The organism is Lentisphaerota bacterium, assembly GCA_016873675.1.
Classification (GTDB): domain Bacteria; phylum Verrucomicrobiota; class Kiritimatiellia; order RFP12; family JAAYNR01; genus VGWG01.
In genome coordinates, this window is sequence record VGWG01000146.1 from 1 (window position 1) to 5,613 (window position 5,613).

The following is a 5,613-nucleotide window of genomic DNA, read 5'->3' on the forward strand; positions in this document are numbered from 1 at the left end:
TTGACCCCTCCAGCGTGTCTTTGCTACCTTCTCCCCCATGCAAGCGCTCCTTCAGGCCGGTCACAGCGGGCGCGTGCCCGCGCCGCCCGAAAAGCGATTTCTTATCACTTCGAAACGAAGGGCTTGTGCGGATCGGTCTTTTTTTGTGGATAAATTGCGCTAACAACTGGCTGCTGCCGACGCCGGCTTTGGGTCGGTAGGTTGCGCCAGCAAGAAACTGCGCGGCAGAGCCGCGACGGGCATCCTCAATGTCAGTAAGGGCGGACGGCAACAGGAGGTGTGGCATTATGACTGATCACGACGAACGGATGGGTCGAATGGTAACCACCAATCACAGCGGGCAGCGAAGCCTGCTCCTTCTTCTGGCGGGGCTCGCGCTGGCGGCGCTGCTGCCGGGCCGGGCGCTGGCCGGGGAGGCCGCGGTGGTCAAGGTGATGGCCTCCGTACGGGAGTCGCCGCCGCGCATCACCCTGGACTGGCCTCGAATAGTGAATTCCGGCGGCTTCAAGATCTACCGGAAGAGCATGGAGGACAAAGCCTGGGGCGCCGTCTATGCCACGCTTGCCGATGATACCTTCACCACATTTGTTGACGACAACGTCGCTGTGGGTGTGGGCTATGAGTACAATGTCGAGACCGTCAAGTCCATGGGTGACGACGGCAAGGCACATGGCTATATCTATTCCGGGATCGCCATGCCGCCGGTTGAGAGTCGCGGCAAGGTGATCCTGCTGGTTGACAACACTATGGTTGCCCCGTTGAGCGGCGAGATCGAGCGGCTTGAATGGGATCTGGCGGGAGACGGCTGGACTATCCTGCGGCATGATGTTCCCCGCAGTCCAGACTGGGCCTGCACGAATACGGAAGTCATTGCGATCAAGAATATCATCCGGAACGACTACCAGTCCGACTCGAACAACGTCAAGTGCGTGTTCCTGCTTGGACGCGTCGCGCTCCCGAAGGTTCTTGGCGGGTCCCCTGACGGGCATACGTCTTCTACCTGGCTGAATTATGACACCCACTATTCCATGCCCAATGTGGACTGGACCGGTTTTTACGGAGGTTCTTCGGCAAGCATGAAACTCGATGTCGGGCGTGTGGATATGTCGAACGCCGACGAGTCCTTCCAGCTTTCCGAGGTGGAATTGCTCCGGCGTTATCTGAACAAACATCACGCCTTCCGGAATCGCCTCACCGCCTTCCAGACACGCGGCGTGTCCAGTGGCGGTTGGTGGGAAGACCAATGGAAGATGCAAACCTGGGTTGGCCGCGACAAGTGGGTAGACGACAAGCGATTCGAGAGTATTGAGCAGACGCCGTCGCTCTGGGACCATGCCGAAGGTCTGGCTTATGGCAACTCGGTGCCACCGTCGCGCTATGCGAGCCACAAGTACCAGTCTGTGTTTGGAATGTCCGGCGGCAGTGGCGCCTGGAACTACGATGCAGGAGCGTCGGTGTTGAAACCGTCCCTGAACAGCCCCGGCGCCAATCTGGCCCATGTCTATTCGTACAGTCCAACCCGGTTTTTCCATTGGATGGCACTGGGGCAGACGCTTGGAACGAGCGAACGACTGGCCACGGCCAACTACGCTCTTTACTATCATTCCTCTCCATCTGTTCACCGCGGGCTGTGCGGAGACCCCACGTTGCGGATGCATATGCTCGCGCCGCCCAGCGGGCTGACAATTGTCGGCAACACACTTTCGTGGGCAGCCTCGCCTGATGCCGGCACGGACGGTTTCAGCGGGTACCATGTGTACCGCGGCGCGAGCCGGGCCGGCCCGTTCACACGGCAGACCACAACCCCTGTGACCGGCACGTCCTGGACCGATCCGGCGCCCAGCAATGGTATATACCAGGTGCGCGCGATCCGGCTGGAGACAACGTCCGTCGGCAGTTACTACAATAACAGCGCTGGCGCTTTCTCGACCCGCGGCCAGGTCGGCATTGTGCCGGACGTTCGCTGGCTCAGCGTGCCGGAAGCGCGCTCCGCGAACTTCCTGGTAAAGCTCTCTTCGCCGCCCGCATCGAATGTGACGGTGACAGCGGCGCGCACGGGCGGCGACAGCAGCATCACCGTGCAGTCCGGCGGCAGTCTGCTCTTCACCCCGGCCACCTGGAACCTGTATCAACCTGTGACGCTGGCCGCCGCCCGGGACTATGACAATAACGGATGGGACAACAAGAACACAGATAAGCCGGTGGACGGTCCGGCAACGATCACCCTGTCGTCGCCCGGTTTGAGCGATGTGACGGTTGGCGTAACCGAAGAGGATCTCATTATCGAGACATCGCTTACGAGGTTCACCGTGCCCGAAAATGGCGCCTCCAGCTTGAAGGTCAGACTTTCTGGGCCGCCCGTCGGGAATGTGACGGTCACCACCATGCTAGAAAAAAACGGAGGTTGGAGCCTCAGCGTTCAGTCCGGCGCCAGCCTGACGTTCACACCCGCCAACTGGAACGAATGGCAGAGCGTTACCATCGCCAATGCCGCCTCCCCGACAAGAGTGTCAACCGGCGATACATTAACCCTCACCGCGCCAGGTTATCGCACCGCGGAGGTAAGCGTCTGGCAGGGCGAAAGGAACGCCTCTCTGGATGTCCGCCCGGATCCGGCCACTGGCGGCATGGTCACGCCCAATGACAGCGCAGCCACCTGTGTCGTGGGAGAGCCGACCACGCTTTCGGCGGTCCCCAATCCTGGCTACCGGTTCACCGGCTGGGTAGTTTCCTTCGACGAAGCTCCCGTGACGATCGCCGACCCCAGCGCGCCGATCACCACGATAATCAAGCACTATGACCACGTGTCCGGAGGCGGTCTCGGCGATGTTCGGGCGACGTTTCTGGCCGGGAGCACAGGGCCGGCGTTGATCACGATCGAGCGCGACTGCCAGTCCATTACTGTTCCGGCCGGCGGAACGACCAACATGCGGATCAGGCTTTCGGCCCAGCCCTCCGGGACCGTGACGGTCAGCCGGCGGAAGATGAAGGATGCAGCCATTTGGGTACAGCAAAGCTCGTTCACCTTCACCACGGCGAACTGGAGTCAGTGGCAGACCGTCACGCTCGGTTGCGCGGAACACGATCCGGGGCGGGTCCCCACCGACCACGGCGGCGGTGAGGTCAGCCGTCAGGACGAGATTGAGTTCTCCGGGACCGGCTTGGTGTCGTCCCGCCTGCACGTGTACGAGGGTAACAAGTGTCAATTGACGAGTTGGTCGGGTATCGGCGGTGTGGCGGTGACGCCTTCCGGCAGGCTCGTGGTTAAAAAGGGGTGGGCGGTCGCGATCACCGCGCGCGCCAACACCGGCTACCGGTTTGACCGCTGGGAAGTCCGCAGTGGCCAGGCGTCTTTTGCCGACGCTCGTTCCGCGAACACCACCGTGATCCTCGACGGCGACGCGACCATTCAGGCTGAGTTCGCCCGCGTTGATGCCGCCCATCCGCCGACTTGCGAGTTCGAGAGTCCTGTCGGCCACGTCGCGGTGAAGGCTGGAACAAATCTGACGCTGGCGGCCACGGCGGCCTCTGCGGCGCTCGGTGCGACGGTGAGCAAAGTGGAGTTTTATCGGGATGGTGTGCGGCTCGGCGAAGACATGAGCGCGCCGTACTCCTGCGTTTGGAGCAATGTTCCGGTGGGGACGCACACTCTGACTGCGCGGGCCATTGACAGTGAAGGCGTGGCGGGCGACTTGGTGACGGTCTGGGTCACGGCGACAGCCAGCGGCGTGTGGAATAGCATCCTGGCCTCCGGCGGGGACGAAGTGTACGACTTTGTAACGAACGGTTTTGCGTATCGGGTGCACAAATTCATAACCCCTGGTTGGATGCCTGACACAGAGGGTTTTGTCGTGAGCAGTACCGGTTCAAGCGGACAGGTGGAATATCTGGTCGTAGCTGGCGCTGGCGGCGGCAGCGGCTTTAAAAATCGCCGGAGCGGTGGGGGCGGCGCAGGGGGTATGCTTGCGGGTTCGACATCGGTTGTGGCGCAAATCTACCCGATCGTCGTCGGCGCCGGCGGCAATGGTGGAATGGGTGGCGGTGACGGCCGCAATGGCGGCAATTCGTCTCTTGGAACCATCGCAGTCGCCATTGGCGGCGGCAAAGGAATCTCGGATGCGAACGTCTCAGGCGGTGCCGGCGGCAGTGGCGGCGGCAATGGAAGCTACAATGGCTTTGGCGGATCCGGCACGCCCGGACAAGGACACGACGGCACGTACGGTCGATCCAATCCGTCCTCGGGCGGCGGCGGCGGCGGCGCAGGCGGATCTCCTGCCGTCCAATCCATGACCGGTGGAATTGGACTATCATCGTCAATCAGCGGTGTGAATGCGACGTATGCCGGGGGCGGCAATGGCGGATCCGAAGGGAATCCGGATGGCGATGGCGCGACCGGCGCGGCAAACACGGGTAATGGTGGCGGTGGGGCCAACAACCCGGATTCCTACACATACAACGGTGGCGCCGGCGGCTCGGGGATTGTGATCGTTCGGTACGTCATTCCGGCTGCGGTGTGCCCGGTGATCTTCCACGCCAACGGCGCGACCGGCGGCACGGTTCCATCCGCGCAGATTAAGACGTACGGCGTCACCTTGACCTTGGCGGCTAATACAGGCAGCCTGGTCAGGACCGGTTACAGTTTTGCTGGCTGGAACACCGCCGCGAACGGCACAGGCACGGACTATGCCGTGGGCGCATCCTACACCGCCAACGTGGGGTTGACGCTTTACGCGAAGTGGACGGCCGGCTCGTATCCGGTAACCTACGATGCCAATGGCGCGAGCGGCGGCGCGGTTCCGGAGGCACAGGTCAAGACCCACGGCGTGTCGCTGGCGCTGGCCGTCAACACGGGCGCTCTGGTCCGGAGCGGCTACGCCCTGGGCGGCTGGAACACCGAGGCGAGCGGTACGGGCGCCGACTATGTGTTGGGCTCGGCTTACACCGTGAATGCGGCCGTGACGCTGTATGCCAAATGGCTGGTCAGCGGCGATCGGGCGCCTGTGATTGTCACTCCGGCCTTTGCCAGTCCTGCCACCGTGACCCTGCCGGTGTGCACAACCACGGTCGGGGTGGTCTGCGACGCCAATGGCGCAGGTCCCCTCAGATATGAGTGGCGCCAGATATCCGGGCCCGGCACGGCAGCCTTCACTTCGCCGGGTACACCTGACAGCGCGGTGACTTTCAGCGCGCCGGGAACCTATGTTCTTGGCGTTGCGGCGGTCAATATCCGAGGGGAAGCGGTTGTCAGCGAAGTGACCGTTACCGTCAACGGCATTGCCATCATGAGCGATGTTTGCGCAGTGAGCGTGCCGGAAGGCGGCACGAACACGCTCCGATTGAAACTTTCGGCGAAACCGTCCGGGACCGTGACGGTCACCGTGGCGCGCGTATCGGGCGAGACGGATATCACAGTCCAATCCGGCGCGAGCCTGATTTTCACGACTAATAACTGGGGAACGTATCAGACTGTTACCTTGGCGGCGGCAGAAGACGGCGACACGGAAGATGGAAGCGCCTCGATCACCGTTTCCTCCGCCGGGATGTTGGGCGAGCCTGTGACCGCAACCGAGGCTGACAACGACACGACACTGTGGATTAACGCCACAGCAGGCG

At 62.4% G+C, this 5,613-nt stretch carries 1 protein-coding gene; it reads left to right on the forward strand.

What is annotated here, in order from left to right:
* Positions 1-287 precede the first annotated feature (287 nt).
* A partial coding sequence (locus FJ222_11765; GenBank protein MBM4165099.1) for an InlB B-repeat-containing protein occupies positions 288-5,613 on the forward strand: 5,326 nt, incomplete at its 3' end.